The organism is Bacillus sp. AY3-1, assembly GCF_008368785.1.
Taxonomy (GTDB): domain Bacteria; phylum Bacillota; class Bacilli; order Bacillales; family Bacillaceae_G; genus Bacillus_A; species Bacillus_A wiedmannii.
Genome location: NZ_QORZ01000028.1, coordinates 20,368 through 38,424, shown reverse-complemented (window position 1 = coordinate 38,424; position 18,057 = coordinate 20,368). Strand labels below are relative to the sequence as shown.

The following is an 18,057-nucleotide window of genomic DNA, read 5'->3' as shown; positions in this document are numbered from 1 at the left end:
TCATTTATTCACCTTTCTCATGCTGTAAATTTGCATTACGCTCGTATAACATATACAAACCTTTTAATGTTAAAAATGGATCTACAACATCAATTACATTCGATTCTTCTGAAATTAATTTCGCCAATCCACCTGTTGCAATAACTTTCGGTTCTTGTTTAGCTTCCTCTTTCATACGCTTAACAATACCTTCCACTTGTCCAACATAACCATAAAGAATACCAGATTGCATTGCACTTACCGTATTCTTTCCAACAACACTGCTTGGTTTTGTAATTTCAATACGAGGAAGTTTTGCCGCTCTACTATATAAAGCCTCTGCTGAAATCATAATTCCCGGCGTAATAACCCCACCCATATAATGCTTTTCTTCGTTAATATAACAATATGTAGTAGCCGTACCGAAATCGACAATAATAAGCGGACTTCCATACAAGTGGATTCCTGCTACCGCATTTACAATTCGGTCCGCGCCTACTTCACGTGGATTTTCATATTTAATATTTAGCCCCGTTTTTATTCCAGGACCTACTACAAGCGGTTTAATTTTAAAATACTTTTCACACATGCGCTCTAATGCAAACATAATTGGTGGTACGACTGAAGACACGATAATACCTTTCACATCTTCAAACGAAAGACCTTCATGCTCAAGCAACTGCTTTACAAGCATTCCATATTCATCTTCTGTCTTATGACGATCTGTTTCCATGCGCCAATGTTGACGAAGTTCCCCCTCTTCAAACACGCCTAGCACAGCATTTGTGTTCCCTACATCCAATACAAAAATCATATTCTCACCACTTATCTTATTTAATCTATATTTGTGCAGTATGTATAAAACTTATAAAAACATCATATCACACATACTTATATAATCAGCTTTTCTATCCTCATCATTTTACAAAAAGATTACGCTCTATTTCAATTTTTAATACCAGATTTACTTAAATTTTTTTCTACTTCATTTCGTTCCACAAATAAAAAAAGGAGTGACCATCGTCACTCCTTCATCTCTTACTTATCTTCTGATTCTTCATCGTCCTTCTTCATATTGATGTTTACTTTCACATCATCTGAAGATGTTGGACGCTCTGGCAATCTGCCGTAATCATATAAATGATTGATTTGCTCTGCATCTAACGTTTCTACTTCAAGTAACGTTTTCGCAATAATATCTAGCTTATCACGTTTTTCAGTAAGAATTTGTTTCGCGCGAGCATAACATTCTTTTATAATAGTTTGCATTTCCACATCGATTTCATGTGCAATTGCATCACTGTAGTTTTGTTCTGAATGGAAGTCTCTTCCTAAGAACACTTGACCACCTTGTGAGCTACCGAATTGCATCGGTCCAAGCTTATCACTCATACCGAATTCCGTAACCATACGTCTTGCAATACCAGTCGCACGTTGGAAGTCGTTGTGAGCACCTGTACTTGCTTCACCAAACACAATCTCTTCAGCTACTCGACCACCAAGTAAACCAGTGATTTTATCAAGTAACTCTGGTTTTGTCATGAAGTAACGATCTTCTTTCGGAAGCATTACTGCATATCCACCAGCTTGACCACGAGGGACAATTGTTACTTTATGAACGATATCTGCTTCATCAAGGACAACACCAATTACAGTATGGCCAGCTTCATGGAATGCAACGATATTACGTTCTTTTTCAGAGATAACACGACTTTTCTTAGCTGGACCTGCAATAACACGATCCGTTGCTTCATCAATGTCACTCATATCAATTTTCTTCTTATCTTGACGCGCAGCCACTAAAGCAGCTTCGTTTAATAAGTTTTCAAGATCCGCACCAGAGAACCCTGGTGTACGAGTTGCAATTGCTCTTAAGTTGATATGATCATCAAGCGGTTTATTACGAGCATGTACTTTCAGCACAGCTTCACGGCCATTTACATCTGGACGATCTACTGTAATTTGACGGTCAAAACGACCTGGACGTAATAACGCTGGATCAAGAATATCAGGACGGTTTGTTGCAGCGATGATAATAATACCTTCGTTTGCACCGAATCCATCCATTTCAACAAGTAATTGGTTCAACGTTTGCTCACGCTCATCATGGCCACCACCAAGACCTGCGCCACGTTGACGTCCTACTGCATCAATTTCATCAATGAAAATGATACAAGGAGCATTTTTCTTTGCATTTTCGAATAAATCACGTACACGTGATGCACCGACACCGACGAACATCTCTACGAAATCAGAACCACTGATAGAGAAGAATGGAACGCCTGCCTCACCTGCAACGGCACGTGCTAGTAAAGTTTTACCTGTACCTGGAGGTCCTACTAATAGAACACCCTTCGGAATACGGGCACCAACTTCAGCGAACTTACGAGGATCTTTCAAGAATTCAACTACCTCAACAAGCTCTTGTTTCTCTTCATCCGCTCCAGCAACATCTCTGAAACGAACTTTTTTCTTTTCGTCATTATATAACTTCGCCTTACTTTTCCCGAAGTTCATAACACGGCTACCGCCGCCCTGAGCTTGGTTTAATAAGAAGAAGAATAAAATGAAGATAATGACAAACGGAATGATTGAAGTAAAGAACGTTACCCAAGCACTTGTTTCTTCTGCTGGTTGATACTTAACTTCAGCACCTTGCGCTTTGTCATTAATTTTCTTTTGTAATTCCTCAGTATTTGGTGCATAAGTAACAAATTGTTCTCCTTGGCTAGAGTTGTTAAATTGTCCTTTTACCTCAAATACACCATTTTTCGGTTGAAGTTGCACATTACGCACTTCACCTTTTTCTAGTTTAGTAATGAATTTATCGTAGCTAACTGATGTCGTTTTTTGTGTCGAACCATTAAAATAGCTCACGATTCCAATTACTACTAGGAATATCAGTAAATAAAAGATGGTATTACGGAAGATACGATTCATTCCTAACCTCCTCTCACGGCATAAACACTATAGTAAATCGTAACATAGAAAAACTTTCCTATACAATTGTGACGCCTGTATTTAATTAATTTGAGTAAACACTTGGTTTTAATACTCCTACATAAGGAAGATTACGGTACTGCTCTTTATAATCTAATCCATACCCTACAACAAATTCATGTGGAACAGTAAACCCAACATAATCCGCTTTCAAATCTACCTTACGGCCTGTCGGCTTATCTAATAACGTAACAATTTTTACAGACTTCGCTTTACGATATTTGAATAGGTCTACTAAGTAACTTAGCGTAAGACCGCTATCAATAATATCTTCAACGATTAAAATATCGCGACCCTCTACAGAAGTATCAAGGTCTTTTAAAATTTTCACTTCGCCTGTTGAAACAGTAGAGTGACCGTAACTAGATACAGCCATAAAATCCATTTCAAGATATGTATCTGTTCTCTTTAATAAATCTGCCATGAATGGCATTGCGCCCTTTAATACACCAATCGCAAGAGGTATTGTGTTTTTATAATCCTCTGCAATAACCGCACCTAATTCGCGCACCTTTTCTTGTATTTGTTCTTCAGAAATTAATACTTTTTCGATATCTTGATTCATCATTTCATTATCCTCCCGGAAGACTCCTTGCTTTTGTAGTGAATAATCATATATTTATCCTTCTTTGCCGCCTCTTTCGAGATAGCAAATGCAGATCGCTTCAACAAGGGTACCCAAATAATATTCCCACTTGCATCACAAACGACCGGCCATTCTTCTCTTTTTTCTCTTGGTACTTTTGCTTCGATAAAAATAGTTTTTATCTTTTTTGTGCCATTCATACCTTGTATTGACATGCGATCTCCATTTTCTCTAGAACGAATACGAAGTGGATATGATATATCATTATACTTAGCAACAAATACTGTTTCATTCATGTTACTTGGTATGTCTTCGCTCACCTCTGTTACAAGCCTATCCCCGTTCGATAGCGTAATGGTCCCGGGCACTGATAAATCTTGTAAAAAAGGAGAAACAATTTCTTGTTTAAATCCAAAGCTACACTCCTCGTATTCGCGAACAATTTTTAAATCACCTGGGAAATCAAGTGAACCCGAAGGTTGTGCCCGCTTAAAAAACTCGATCACTTTGTCAATATGTATAGAGGAAAGAGAAGATGGAATCTTATATTCATAAAGATAGTTTAATATTAGTTGAATCCCTCTTCTTTGTAAAGGCATAGACATGGATTCAAAGGCAGGAATTGATAAGCTAATTTGTTTATCACTTTTTTTTGTAATTACTTTATTCATTTTCTCAAAAGCTAATTCCTGCAAATACGCCTCATCCTCTTGCACTTGCATGCTAAATTTTTGGAATTTCTCATGCACTTGTGAATTTTCTTCTTTCAAATGAGGAAGAACATATTTACGTAATCGATTCCTTGTATATACTTCCTTTTTATTACTTGGATCTATACGGGGAATTATTTTTAGCTTATTACAGTAATCAACAATCTCTTCCTTCGTTACTCCAAGTAACGGCCTAATTAAATATCCATTATGAAAAGGACGCTTCACTGCAATTCCTGCATATCCTTTCGGAGTACTCCCTCGTACAAGGCGCATTAAAATCGTCTCTACTTGATCATCACCATGATGTCCAAGAGCTACATATCTCGCATCATATTTCTTCATTATTCTTTCCAAAAATGCATATCTGCATTCTCTAGCAGCAACCTGTGCATTCATTCCGTGTTGCTGTTGATATTGCGACACATTAATCCTTATAGTTTCGCAAATAACTCCCAGCCCTTTACAAAGGTCCTGCACAAACTGTAGGTCCTCATGAGATTCATCACCTCTAAACATATGATCCACATGTGCCACTACAATTTTAAACTGTTTTGCTGCTCTTTTTTCTAACAAATAATATAGAAGAGCCAAAGAGTCAGGACCACCAGAAACCCCTACAACAATTGTTGAACGTTCCTTTAATACATCATGCTGCTTTACAAAGTCATCTACCTTTTCAACAAATGCATCTTTCAACTTCGTAATCACCTTTCATTAAACAAGAACAGCAACGTTAGTTACCTTGTTTATAATGGTACAACTTTTACAAACATTGTGCAAAAAAAAGATATACAAAAATTACATTTTTATCTTACATCATCCGTGCATATTCACAAAAATAATAACATTATCTTTTAAAGTAAAAAAACCTAGGCATCCACCTAGGTTTTTAGAAAGAAACAGTGATAAAGAAACATCATACTTAAAATTTATTGTGCCTGCATTCCTACAATTGGAATCGTAGCCCACTTCGGCATATTTTTCTTCACTTTCGCCACAACGATAGTCATATCGTCATTTATATAACCATCACAAGAGCGAATCACCTCTTCCATAATGATATCAGCAATTTCTTGCGGATCTTCGGTTTGTAATTCTTTAATTTTTCGTTTCATCCATAGTTCATGATTCTCTACATGTTGCGCTCCCTCGAAAATCCCATCGCTCATCATAATAAGGATATCGCCCGTTTTTAATTGTTCACCTACTACATCAACTTCAACATCCTCAATAATGCCCATCGGCAAATTACTTGCCTCAATTTTCAAAATATTATTTGCGCGTTTAACAAAACTCGGCGTCGATCCAATCTTTAAAAATTTCGCACTCGCATCCCGCAAATCCACCATAGCTAAATCTAACGTCGTAAACATCTCTTCTGTTGTTCTTAAAGAAAGAATAGAATTGATAGATTTAATCGCTATTTCCTCATCAATGCCTGATTGAAGTATTTTTTGTAATAATTTTACCGTTTCTTTACTCTCCATATGAGCTCTTTGCCCATTTCCCATACCATCACTAATTGCAAGCGCATATTTACCAACACTTAAATCCATCATCGCATAAGAGTCACCAGAAACAAACCCACCGCCTTTTGCAGCTGTGGCCAACCCAGTATCAAGAGAATACGTTTTTGCCGAACCAAATGATATTAAGCTGTGGCCGTTCGGATAAGAAGATTTTTCTTCATGTTTAACAACAATATTTTCCTTTAGAATGTCAGAAAGCATCGGCGCAACTAACTTTTCACATTCTCCATGTTCATTAGATGCAACTGGAATCAACATTTCAATATCAATACTTCCTCTATCTAAACAATATATATCAACATGCTCTACTTCTACGCCAAAATCACGAAACGCTTGCATAATCTGTTCTTCCTGCACTTGATGATTTTCTCGTTCTCTTTGGATTTCCTTAGCAAAATCCTCCATAACTTTTGATACACCTAATAGTTGCTCCGCTACTATTCTACGGTTTTCTTTCATTTGTTTTCGTAATTTTTGTCCTTCATAGAAGTGATCTAATTCACCCGCTACTAAATCCGTCACTTTCTTCCCTCTCACACAATGCTTGTCCCATTCACGAACTAACTTCCGATTATGCTGCAACGTCCCCTCTTCCGTTTCACTCATTATTTGTTTCATATAATCGTACGTTTTGTCGAAATTAACTACCCAGCATTGGTCCTTTTTAAAGCATGTTTGACATGTTTTTGCAGTAATTGTACTTAAGAACAAATCCGCTTCTGTCTCTTTATCTTCCTCCTCCACATATCCATATATAGAAAAGCTATTAGATAAAGCAGCAAATACATTGGCAAATTGATTAATTTTATTCGCTGTAACATCACGCATCCTTCTTAAATACTGTTGTTGATCTTGCGAATGTTCCTGTGTGCCTGGCATGAATTTAGCAATACGATCCATAACAAGTTTCGGTGTTAATAAGAAGAACATAATCGCCACACCAGATTCAATTAAAGTTGTCACAATGTTTGTTTGCTTGTCTACATATAGCGTAATCAAGCTCGTCCCAATTAATAAACCTAAACTAACACCTAAACGCTTCCCTTCTTTTAACAAACCACCAAGCAACCCAGAAAAAGCGAGTAGACTAAGTTGAGACAAGCTGGAGACATTGGCTAAACTTAATATTAATCCAGTGACGACCCCCACTGTAGATCCTGTAGCAGCCCCCGCGATAAATGCAAACACGAGTACTAAATACCTAGTAAAAATATGTTGAATAGAAGCGTCATATACAAACCAATCTGTTGTACCTGTTAAAACAGATGCTAGTAATATAATTAAACAAACAATTTCTTCTGTCTCTAGCGCTTGTTGTTTACCTTTTCGTTCTACTAAAAGCGGAACACTTTGTAAAAATATCATAGTTAATACGAAGCTAAGCCCTGCCTCAATCGTACTAACGAGTAAATCGTACATGGTGACGGTTTGTTGCGCGAAATATACGACAACTAAATGTGCGGTTAATGCGGAGATAAATACTTGGAATGGAACAAGTCCAACAGTTTTACGTGTAAACCGACTAAAGAAGATATTATAAATGAAGAAAGTAAAAATAGATGCAAAGGTAAAGAATAAATTATCTATCGAAACTGAAAGTGCGCCCCCCATAAGAGCCAAGAACGCGAGCGGCATTTTATCCCGCTTCATAACATAAACAGCAGCAAAAAACGGCAGTGCAAACGGTAAAATGTTTGTTAATATATATGCTCGTCCCAAAAGAAAACCAATAACAACAATAATAAATCCCCATCTAAAGAAAACCTGTTCAAACTTCATTCGCAACTTACTCGTCCACTTTACTGCTCCAAGCTGACTCTCATTCATTGCCAATGCACTTGTATTCATAGTATTCCTTCCTGCTTTAGGCATATTTTTAACACCACCTGCATAGTTTAATTACTGTCATTATAAAAGATGATTATTGGGATTTTTGTCAAAACAACAGTTTTCACTTTTATAATCGTTCGACTTTTTATTCGAAATAACTCTACATATATACACGGTATGTAATTTATTCTCACTATTTTAATTGAACATTCAGAAAATATAGGGTGATTTTGTAGAAGTGTTGTATGTCTTAATTTATTTAACAAAAAAAGATCATGCAAATTTGCATGATCTTTTTAGGATGACCCGTACGGGATTCGAACCCGTGTTACCGCCGTGAAAGGGCGGTGTCTTAACCACTTGACCAACGGGCCGTTAAATTAAATATAGCGGCGGAGGGGATCGAACCCCCGACCTCACGGGTATGAACCGTACGCTCTAGCCAGCTGAGCTACACCGCCATGTCGTCTTATTTAACGGACAATTAGTATCTTACCTCAGATATATTTTAAAGTCAACACATCTTGAAAACTTTTTTAAAAATATATTTTCACATATAAAAAAGCACCCCGAGCAATCGCCCTGGGTACCTCTCTATATGCTAAGAATTAAACGTTCTTATTATCCGCGACGTGCGCCACGGCCACCACGTTTAGACTCTGTGTTACGCTTTAAAGAAGTTAAACGATCTTCACTGTCCTTTAAGAAACGTGCCATCTTTTGCTCGAATGTTTCTTTTGGAGCTCGTTCGTTACCGCCGCCACGGTTATCTCTGTTGAAAGAACGATTACGTTGTGGACGTCCAGAACGTTGTTGATCGCCACCGCCACCGCGTTGGTATTCACCACGTGGACGATCTCCTTCTGTTTTTTCACGCTCTTTCGCTTTTTTAATAGATAGACCGATCTTACCATCTTTTTCAACGTTAATAACTTTTACTTCTACTTGGTCGCCCACTTTTAAGTGATCGTTAATATCTTTCACATAATTATCAGCAACTTCACTAATATGAACAAGACCCGTTAAGCCTTCTGGCAGCTCCACAAAAGCCCCAAAATTTGTAATACCTGTTACTTTACCCTGTAACTTGCTGCCTACCTCGATTGACATAAAAAAAATGCTCCTCCTTAGTGGTTAAAAAGTCAAATTTTACTTTATTATATATAATCCTAAAATATAGTGTCAATAAGACATACTCTACTTAGAAACAGGAAAAATTATCTCCCCTTTTCCAGAGAAGAAATAATCCCTTCTAGCAATCTTTAATACGTACTCTTCATCATTTAACTTTTGAACTTCGTCTTTTAGACTCTTTTCTTTATTCGTTAATGAATCCAGTTCTTTTTTCATGTCCTTAACTTTTGCTTCTTTTGCTCTAATGGAACTGTTTTGTTGATAAAACGTTACACTAATACTCGCAATAATTGTAAAAGCAAAGACAAGAAAAACCGCTAAACGGCGATAAAGTCGCTTCCTGTTCTCATCCGTTTGTATTATATGCTCTTTAACAGGATTTGGACTCTGTTTTTCGATTGTTCTTTGTCTCAGTTCCCTCATTTCCGAGGTCCCCCTAACTTCTTTTTTATACGCCCCCATAATTGGAAGATGTGTCCCTTCAATTTTGCTATATATTGCAGGAACCCTACATGTTTCATTATAAAAAGTTTAACACGATTAGGGAGAAGTTTCCATATGAGCGAAGCAATAAATCGAACAGGCCAGAAAAAAACTTTCCATATGAAAAGTAATATCCAAATCACCATTTTCCATAACACATGTCCAATTGAAAGCAGTATACGAAATAAGAATAATATAAATGCAATAAATAGCTGCGCTATAATAATAACAGGTTTTATCATGAGTAGCTTTATAATTTGAACAAAAAAGTGTGTTGTTTGCATAAAAATATAGATGAGAAAATTTAACAGTCTCATGTATATTGCTTTCAATAAGCTTTGATATGCCGCAAAACCACATAATAATGCCAAAAATACATATATACGTAGTTCAGCTTCATTTACAAGAAGCAGTACATAAAAAACGAATAATGCTTGGACAATCCAAAATAGTATATCATGTATAAATACAAGCCAACGTTTACGTTCTTGCCGCTTTAAAAATCGTTGGTATGTATCTAAAGACGCTCCAATCCAAGCACCCATTCCGATCATTGAGAGCATCGTATACAACTGAATTGTTAGGCTCATTTAAACAACTTACTAAAGAATCCTTTAGTTTTCTCCCCTTGATTCTCATCAATATACAGCATCTCATGAACTTTCCCTTTAATCGATACAACACCTTTTTCTACATCTAAATTTTTCATTTGCAAATTTTGACCACGAATTGTTAAAAAACCCATTACGGTCTCAAGTAAAAACTCCTCGCTATCAAAACTCTCTACCTGCTTTACACCGGTAATATCAATTACACGCCTGCCACGCATAATAATATCATGCTCTACCGAAACATTTTGTTGATTAGAAGACATAGGTGAGTAACCATTATTCACGTAAATCCCCCCATAGATTTATACTAGCTAATAGTAATGTATGAAGGGATAATTGATTTTAGAACAAGCCTTCTTCAGCCTTTACTTTTTCTTCGCGAACTAAACTATACATATTTGCTGCATCTTCTTTTTTAGTCGTTTCTTTCAATTCGTTTATTTTTACAGTTACTATTTTTTGACCAAAACGAATTGTTAATTCATCAGCTACTTTTACATCTGAACTCGCTTTTGCCACTTGACCATTAATTGATATTCTTCCTTGATCAGCTACTTCTTTCGCTAATGTTCTTCTTTTAATTAAACGTGATACTTTTAAAAACTTATCTAGACGCATATCAAATCCCCCTATTAACGCTCTGTTTGTTTTGCCTCTTCCCATAAAACGTCTAACTGCTCTAATGATAAATCTTGCATCTCTTTATTCATTTCAGCTACCTTTGCTTCCATGTATAAGAAACGACCGACGAATTTCTCATTCGTTGAACGTAACGCCTCTTCGGGATCTATTTTATAATGACGAGCTATATTCACAAACGCAAATAGTAAATCGCCAAATTCACCTAACATTTTCGCCTCATCCATATTTGTAACTTCTTGTTGGAACTCTTGCCATTCTTCTAAGGCTTTCTCTATCATCGGTTGTACATCAACCCAATCGAAACCAACTTTGCCAGCTTTTTTCTGGATTTCATAGGCGCGTAGTAACTGTGGCAAACTTTTTGGAACCCCATTTAAAACAGATTCTTTCACGAATCCTTTTTCTTGTTTTTTAATTTCTTCCCAATTGGCAATTACTTCATCGGCATTATTTACATCCGTATTCCCAAATACATGCGGGTGGCGGCGAACCATTTTCTCAGATAAAGTTCGAATAATATCATCTATAGAGAACCAACCTTCATCCTCCCCGATTTGAGCATGCAACATAACTTGTAATAATATATCACCCAGTTCTTCTACTAAATGATCATCATCCTCTTCATCAATTGCTTCCAACACTTCATAAGCTTCCTCAATTAAATACTTCTTTAAAGATTGATGTGTTTGCTTTTTATCCCACGGACAACCATTCGGCCCACGAAGGTCTGCAATAATTTCTCTAAGCACATCAAACTGTTGATACAAGGACGCACGTTCTTTAACTGGTGGTACATATACACTCGTTAAATTATTCAACTCTGTTTCATGATCTAACATGTACAACGGCACCTTTTTAACTTGTTCAAATGAAGTCCCTGCAGCTGTTACGATATACACTTCATAATCATCTGATAGCATCTCCATTAATGTTAATTTCACATCAGATGCAACGAATGCGTCATATACTTGGCAAAAGATTAAATGTTGACGTAATTCTAATTGTCCTCTTTCAAATGATGTGGCGTCAATTAATTGGAATCCCTCAATCGGATCAATCTTTAGACTTGCAAACATAGGATCAAGGAAACTTTGTCCACCTTCAATGCGCACTTCAACATTCGCTACTTCGCCTTTTTCCAACAGTAGCTGAACCGTTCTTTCCGCTACAAGCGGATGCCCTGGCACAGCATAGATGATTTCTGTGCCTTCAGCTTGTTCTAGCAATGTATTTGCGATTGTTTCATATACAATTTCAAATGTATCATGCGCTTCATATACACTGTCAAAGGCTGTATATTGTATACCTTCTTTCTCCAACTCTTCTATAACAGGATGTTCCTTCGTTCTAACAAACATGTGATCTGCTTCTTTTATTTTTCGATATACACCCATCGTTAACTGATCTAACTCACCAGCACCTAATCCTAAAATAGTAATGATTCCACTCACAACCTGCCACCTCTATCCACTCTTCTTCAATGAACCTTCTTTTTTCTCTTTTTTCATAACGGTTCCTATTTCCGCTTTTGTAAATACACGTAATTTTAAAATTAAAAACACATATGTTAATCCACCGATAGCTACACCTAACAATGCCTCAAGTGTTGCAATTCCTCTATGCCTTGTATCAATCACTAATCCAGACATTTGCATCACACGTATAAATATTATTAATACAAACCCCATACCGATACCACTAATAATTACACCTAACATATTACGCTTATCGATAAGCGATTCGGATACAGCTTGCATAAGTAATGCACTATTTAGCACAGAAATTACAATTAACGCAACTAGTGTTGCAATTGCAGCTCCCTTCACACCAAAATACGGCATTAATGTATAATTTAAAGCTAACTTTAAACAACCCCCAAATATAACGAATATTGCTGGTTTTAATGTTTGTCCTAACCCTTGCAAAATAGAAGCAGTTGTAATCGACAATGAACTAAATAAAATAGATAAAGATAAAATGGATAAAACATCTGACCCATCACTATTTTCAAACAACATAATATTCGTAGGCTGAATAATACAAGTTAATCCAATGGCAGCTGCAAATCCAATAACAAATGTTATTTTCATTGCTAACTTTACCTTTTCTCGAATAAAGGAAAGATCTCCTCTTTCCTTCGCCGCTGTAATAATTGGAATAAGTGACAATGAGAAAGAAGTTGTCACGACAGTACCTAATTGCATAAGCGGGATACTTCTGTCGTAAACACCTTTTAATACCTTTGCACTTTCAGCTTGCTCTCCTGCCCCAATAAGTAAGGAATAGAAGGAAATGGAATCAGCCATTTGTATAAAAATAAGTACTAAGTTACTAACACAAATCGCCAATCCCTGCCAAAACAGAATTTTAATGATCCTCTTTTTTCCCTTAATTCTCTTTACACTCTTGAAAAATATAGAACGAAAGTCATGACGCATATAAAGTACAAGTACGATAATCCCAATCAGTCCGCCTGCGATTGAACCTAACATAGCACCTGCACCGACTGTATATAAATCAAATCCGCGAGCAATTAGGAATAGAGATAAAAATACAATAATAGAAACACGAATTGTTTGTTCTATCACTTGCGAAACAGCTGTTGGCATCATATTATTGAACCCCTGAAAATATCCTCTTGCTACAGATAAAAACGGCATCAATATGAATGAAAATGAAATAACACGTAATAACTTATCTAAGTGTATATCACCCATGGCTGCTGCAATTGTTTCGGCACCAAAAAACAATGTAAAAAAGCCTACGAAACCAATTCCTAATAAAAACCAAAAAGATACACAGATAATTTCTTCTGCTTCTTGTTGTTTCCCTCGCTCTAATCGTTCCGCAACCATTTTTGAAATTATAATGGGGAATCCATAAGTAGCTAAAATTAAACAAAATCCATAAAACGGATAAATTTGTTGGTAAATATAAAAACCAATATCACCCGCTATATTTTGATATGGAATACGGTAAAAAGCGCTTAATACCTTTGTAACAAAACTTGCGATTGTTAATATAATAGCCCCACGCCAAAAGGCTTGATACTTCTTCGATTCCATACAAGAAAACTCCTTTTTCTATTCTCACCCCTCGTATTATATCATAAAGAAAAGGACAAGCTTCCTTGCCTACACGAGTAATAATACGTTCGCGCAACGATAGAAATGTTCAACGAAAAAAGGTAGCAAAGCGCTACCTTCATTCAATATACATATATCTCCAAATATTTGATTTCTCAAGAAGAAATATCATAATTAGGAAAGATTGCTACTTCTAAAATTCGATATAGCCTTACTGCTCCATTTGTTTCGCTAAAAAGCTTGCAGCTGTATTTACTGACTTATGCTCTACTTCACTTATAATAGCCTCTTTAGAGAAGATAACAACAGCTCCAATTGGATCCCCATTCGCAACAATCGGGCCAATTGTATAGGAACTCACTTTTTCTGTTACTCCATCAATAATTGAAATTTCGCTTTCATCTGTCATAATTACAGACTTACGCTCTTCCATTGTCTTCTCAATTAAATCGCCAACACTTTTATTTAAGTATTCTTTTTTAGATACGCCTGCTACTGCGATAATAGAATCACGATCGCATACAAGCACATTATGTCCTAAGCTATCGTATAAAGCTTCCGTATATTCCTTTGCAAAATTACCTAGTTCACTAATTGGAGAATATTTTTTCAAAATCACTTCTCCATCGCGATCAACAAATATTTCTAGTGGGTCTCCTTCTCGAATACGTAAAGTTCTACGAATTTCCTTCGGGATTACTACCCTACCTAAATCATCAATTCGACGTACGATTCCAGTTGCTTTCATTCTAATGCTGCCTCACTTTCTACTGATGATCAAAGTGGTGAATTTACCTGTTCATGTAAAAATCACCAACTGTTAGACATAGTATTTTACACATTAGTTCTTCTATGCACGCCGAATTGTATTTTTTTATCTTATATTAGGCATTTATGACTTCTTTTTTTACATCTGGTAGGCCTTTTAATAAATTTTCAGCAATTGTTAACCACTTCGATGTCTCTAAGCCATTTGTTTTCATAACGATTTTCAATTGCGATCCTTCCATTCCTAGACCAATCATACGTCCAAAACTATTTCCAAGCATGAATAATTTTCCACCATCAATATTTTGACTTGCTTGTTCTGAGAACAGAATTGTCACTTCAAATTTATTTTGCTTAATTAACTCAATTTGTTCTTTCATTGCCAATACTTTAATATTTGCAATTTGCAATAAGTAACCAACTTCTTGCGGGTAATCACCAAATCTATCTATCATCTCTTCCTGCAACTCTTCAATATCCTCAATTGCAGAAACACCTCTAAACTGTTTATACATCATAATCTTTTGTTTACTATCTGAAATATAAGCATCTGGTAAATATGCATCTACTTCTAAATCAATTTCAACATTAACTGTATTTTCAACCCCATCTGTTCCTCTACGCTGTTCAATTGCATCTTTTAACATTTGAGAATATAGATCAAATCCGACAGAATCAATAAATCCATGCTGTTCGGCTCCTAACAAGTTACCTGCACCACGAATGGATAAGTCTCTCATCGCAATTTTGAAACCTGATCCAAGCTCTGTGAACTCTTTAATGGCTTGCAGACGCTTCTCTGCAACTTCTGATAACACTTTATCTCGTTTGTATGCAAAGTATGCATATGCAACACGATTAGAACGTCCAACACGACCACGAAGCTGATACAACTGCGATAATCCCATACGATCTGCATCAAATACAATTAACGTATTTACATTCGGAATATCTACACCCGTCTCAATAATTGTTGTACTTACAAGAACATCATGCTGCCCTTCTAAAAACGATAGCATAACAGACTCTAATTCACCTTCGTTCATTTTCCCATGTGCATACGTTACACGCGCGTCTGGAACTAACATCGAAATTTCATCTGCTTTTCTTTCGATATCCTCCACACGATTATATAGGAAGTAAATTTGCCCACCTCTTGCAAGCTCTCGTTCTATCGCTTCTCGCATTAACGCTGGATTATACTCTACTACATACGTTTGGACTGGGAAACGATTTTCTGGTGGTGTCTCAATAACAGATAAGTCACGCACACCAAGCATAGACATATGGAGTGTACGCGGAATCGGAGTTGCCGTTAATGTTAACACGTCAACATTTGCTTTTAATTGTTTAATTTTTTCTTTATGCGTTACACCAAACCTTTGTTCTTCATCAATAATAAGAAGACCTAAATCTTTATAAGTAACATCTTTAGATAAAATACGATGCGTTCCGATTACGATATCTACCGTACCATCTTTTAAGCCTTTAATTGTTTCATTTTGCTGTTTTCTCGTACGGAATCTACTTAATAATCCTATGTTGATTGGATAATCTTGAAAACGCTCTCGAATTGTTTCATAGTGTTGTTGTGCAAGGATCGTTGTCGGCACTAAAATTGCAACTTGTTTTTCATCCATAATTGCCTTAAATGCCGCACGGATAGCTACTTCCGTCTTTCCATATCCTACATCACCACAAAGAAGCCTATCCATCGGACGTCCACGTTCCATATCTTTCTTAATCTCGTCAATAGAACGTAATTGATCCTCTGTCTCTTGATATGGGAAAGAAGATTCAAATTCTTGTTGTTCTGCCGTATCTGGTGTATATGCATAACCCTTTGAAGCTTCGCGCTCAGCATATAGTTTAATTAGGTCATCCGCAATATCTTGTACAGATTTTTCAACTTTCGTTTTGACCTTTTTCCAATCATTTCCGCCCAATTTATAAACTTTAGGATCCTTACCTTCAGATCCTACATATTTCTGCACTTGGTCAATTTGTTCAATTGGAACGTATAACTTATCATTCCCTTGATATTTAATATTCAAGTAATCTTTATGAACACCATTAATCTCTAGTGTCTCGATACCTAAGAATTTACCTATACCATGATTTACATGAACTACATAATCTCCAACTTTTAATTCCGAATAACTTTTAATACGTTCAGCATTAGATAACTTCTGCTTACGTTGTGATTTTTTAACTTTTTTATGAAAAAGCTCTTTTTCAGTAATAACAACAAGCTTTTGCATCGGCATTTCAAATCCTGCATGTAAATCACCTACAGCAATTTGTAACCTTCCAGGCAATAATATATCTGTGCCCTCTACGATATCTGCCTCAATATCATAATCACTTAAAATATGTTGTAGTTTTTTTACACGTTCATCATCTGTGCCGAGTACAACAGTCGTAAAATGCCCTTCGTTCCATCTATCAATTTCAGTTTTCAACAACTGCATCTGCCCATGGAAATCTTGCATTGTTTTACATGTCACATTCACAATGTTTTGCGGATGTGTATGTGCTATATGACGTAAGAATAACGTTAAATATACAAAACTTCTTTTTTTATGATGAAGAAATTCCTCAAACGAGTGTGAGAAAGATAAATCTTGAATAATTGTTCCCTCACCAAGAAGTGATATATACCATTCCGCCTCTTCCGTTTCAAGATGTGATGCCGTTTCTTGAATACGGGAAATCTCATCTAAAACCACAATACCATCTTCTGGTAAATAATCTATCAGACTAGCAGGTTCTTTATAGAAAATAGATAAATATTTAAACATCTGTTCTATACTTTGCCCGTTTTTTAACATCTCAATTTCATGACTTACCGTTTCAAGCACTGTAGTCTTCAATTTATCATCGGAAAGTTTTTGCATCGTCTTAGTCAAGCCTTCCTCAAGATGCTCAATTCCCGACTTCAATTCTTCCTGTGAAAATAAAAACTCTGTTGCTGGACCAAATCTAACACTTTCTTTTTTATCTTGAGAGCGCTGTTCATCCACATCAAATAATCGAATAGAATCAACTTCTGTATCGAAAAATTCAATACGAAATGGTAATTCTTCAGTTAATGGGTAAATATCTAATATTCCCCCGCGCAAACTGAATTCCCCAGGAGCTTCTACCATCGACTTACGCTCATAACCAATATGATGTAAAGTATGCAAGAATGTATCTAAATCAATCTCTTGCCCTAGATTGATTTCGATTTGCCTTTGCTTCCACAACTCTTTCATTGGTAAAAATCTGCGTAGTCCTGCAACTGGCGCTACAATAATCCCGTTCTCTCCTGCCGCTAAACGATTCAATACTTCAATACGTTGCGCCTTCAATTCTGGGCTTGCAACACCAATTTCTGATGCTATCAATTCATTTACTGGGTATAACCACACATCTTTTTCACCAAGTAACGCCACTAAATCTTCATGCACTTTTTGTGCTTGATATAAATTATGCGTCACAATAAGTTGTGATTTTTTTGTTTTTTTATATAAGGCCGCCATTAATAACGAACGAGAAGAGGTTGCCATACCTGATACAAGTTGTTCTTTTAAACCATCTTCTAGTCCATTAATAACCGATTGGATCTCTTCATTTTTATAAAATTGCTCTAATAAACCTATCATTTTCAAAACCCCTCTCAACATAAAGAGCAAGCCACTATATTTTATGCAA

General features: G+C 36.2%; 14 protein-coding genes and 2 tRNA genes. All 16 read right to left on the bottom strand.

Annotation, left to right across the window (positions count from 1 at the left end; translation table 11 throughout):
- Positions 1-4 precede the first annotated feature (4 nt).
- Positions 5-793, bottom strand: coding sequence for a type III pantothenate kinase (locus tag DN389_RS24730; RefSeq protein ID WP_000578367.1), 789 nt, complete (start codon positions 791-793; stop codon positions 5-7).
- A gap of 224 nt (positions 794-1,017) precedes the next feature.
- Entirely contained in the window at positions 1,018-2,919 is a 1,902-nt protein-coding gene (gene ftsH, locus DN389_RS24725; protein ID WP_001079657.1) for an ATP-dependent zinc metalloprotease FtsH, read from the bottom strand.
- An 85-nt stretch (positions 2,920-3,004) separates the two neighbouring features.
- Entirely contained in the window at positions 3,005-3,547 is a 543-nt protein-coding gene (gene hpt / locus DN389_RS24720) for a hypoxanthine phosphoribosyltransferase (RefSeq protein ID WP_000981845.1), read from the bottom strand.
- Entirely contained in the window at positions 3,544-4,974 is a 1,431-nt protein-coding gene (tilS, locus tag DN389_RS24715; RefSeq protein WP_149237712.1) for a tRNA lysidine(34) synthetase TilS, read from the bottom strand. The genes hpt and tilS overlap by 4 nt, the downstream gene beginning before the upstream one ends.
- A gap of 233 nt (positions 4,975-5,207) precedes the next feature.
- On the bottom strand, positions 5,208-7,679 hold the full coding sequence (spoIIE, locus tag DN389_RS24710; RefSeq protein WP_142343578.1) for a stage II sporulation protein E: 2,472 nt from the start codon (positions 7,677-7,679) through the stop codon (positions 5,208-5,210).
- A 260-nt stretch (positions 7,680-7,939) separates the two neighbouring features.
- Positions 7,940-8,011 (bottom strand) — tRNA-Glu (locus tag DN389_RS24705).
- 13 nt (positions 8,012-8,024) lie between these two features.
- Positions 8,025-8,098 (bottom strand) — tRNA-Met (locus DN389_RS24700).
- A 160-nt stretch (positions 8,099-8,258) separates the two neighbouring features.
- A complete protein-coding gene (locus DN389_RS24695) occupies positions 8,259-8,747 on the bottom strand; it encodes a S1 domain-containing RNA-binding protein (RefSeq protein ID WP_000021454.1) in 489 nt (162 codons plus the stop codon).
- Between the two features lie 87 nt (positions 8,748-8,834).
- Positions 8,835-9,194, bottom strand: coding sequence for a cell division protein DivIC (gene divIC, locus DN389_RS24690; RefSeq protein WP_001208737.1), 360 nt, complete (start codon positions 9,192-9,194; stop codon positions 8,835-8,837).
- Complete coding sequence (gene yabQ, locus DN389_RS24685; RefSeq protein WP_000059764.1) at positions 9,191-9,844, bottom strand: spore cortex biosynthesis protein YabQ; 654 nt, start codon at positions 9,842-9,844, stop codon at positions 9,191-9,193. Before yabQ ends, divIC begins: the two co-directional genes overlap by 4 nt.
- A complete protein-coding gene (yabP, locus tag DN389_RS24680; RefSeq protein WP_001059101.1) occupies positions 9,841-10,149 on the bottom strand; it encodes a sporulation protein YabP in 309 nt (102 codons plus the stop codon). Before yabP ends, yabQ begins: the two co-directional genes overlap by 4 nt.
- A 58-nt stretch (positions 10,150-10,207) precedes the next feature.
- Complete coding sequence (locus tag DN389_RS24675) at positions 10,208-10,483, bottom strand: RNA-binding S4 domain-containing protein (RefSeq protein WP_001234876.1); 276 nt, start codon at positions 10,481-10,483, stop codon at positions 10,208-10,210.
- A 14-nt stretch (positions 10,484-10,497) separates the two neighbouring features.
- Positions 10,498-11,958 carry a bifunctional methyltransferase/pyrophosphohydrolase YabN gene (gene yabN / locus DN389_RS24670; RefSeq protein WP_000014264.1) on the bottom strand — a complete coding sequence of 487 codons (1,461 nt, stop codon included), beginning with the start codon at positions 11,956-11,958 and terminating at the stop codon, positions 10,498-10,500.
- Between the two features lie 12 nt (positions 11,959-11,970).
- Positions 11,971-13,572: a putative polysaccharide biosynthesis protein gene (locus DN389_RS24665; RefSeq protein WP_088121091.1), complete on the bottom strand. Its 1,602-nt coding sequence runs from the start codon at positions 13,570-13,572 to the stop codon at positions 11,971-11,973.
- A gap of 232 nt (positions 13,573-13,804) precedes the next feature.
- Positions 13,805-14,341 carry a stage V sporulation protein T gene (spoVT, locus tag DN389_RS24660; protein WP_000648312.1) on the bottom strand — a complete coding sequence of 179 codons (537 nt, stop codon included), beginning with the start codon at positions 14,339-14,341 and terminating at the stop codon, positions 13,805-13,807.
- A 136-nt stretch (positions 14,342-14,477) separates the two neighbouring features.
- Entirely contained in the window at positions 14,478-18,008 is a 3,531-nt protein-coding gene (gene mfd / locus DN389_RS24655; protein ID WP_000579706.1) for a transcription-repair coupling factor, read from the bottom strand.
- Positions 18,009-18,057: the final 49 nt, after the last annotated feature.